Annotated in this window: 1 protein-coding gene; it reads left to right on the plus strand. The window is 57.8% G+C overall.

The window, feature by feature from the left end:
- A partial coding sequence (locus AC1D0P_RS29120) for a type VI secretion system baseplate subunit TssF (protein WP_477679915.1) occupies positions 1-467 on the plus strand: 467 nt, incomplete at both ends.

Raw genomic sequence — 467 nt, forward strand, 5'->3', positions numbered from 1 at the left:
GAGCGACGCCGGGTTGCTCTACGAGCAGTTGTTTTCCAAACTGCGACGCCTGTCGATTTCCTACAAAGACGAATTCGGCGACGCCAAGGTTCTGCCGCTCGGAAGCCAGGCCATCGAACCCGTCGGTTTCGAGCCGCACACCTCGCTGTTCGGCTATGACGACCGCTTCTTCAGCGGCTTCAATCATTTGCGCGAGTTTTTCGCTTTTCCGGCCAAATATCTCGGCTTCCGCCTGCGTGGCCTCAAACAGCATCTCGCCAGGATTGACAGCGATCGCTTCGAAATCGTCTTCGAATTCGACAGTGTCGTGCCGCGGCTGATCTCGGTCGTCAACCCTGACGCTTTCGGCCTCTATGTCGTTCCCGCGGCCAATCTTTCGGAAGTGGTCTGCGCTCCCTTGCCGATGCGGACCGACGAGCATGAGCAAGCTGTTATCGTTGATCGCAGCCGGCCGCTCAACCATGAAA

It is taken from the genome of Polaromonas sp. P1_G2 (assembly GCF_056405515.1).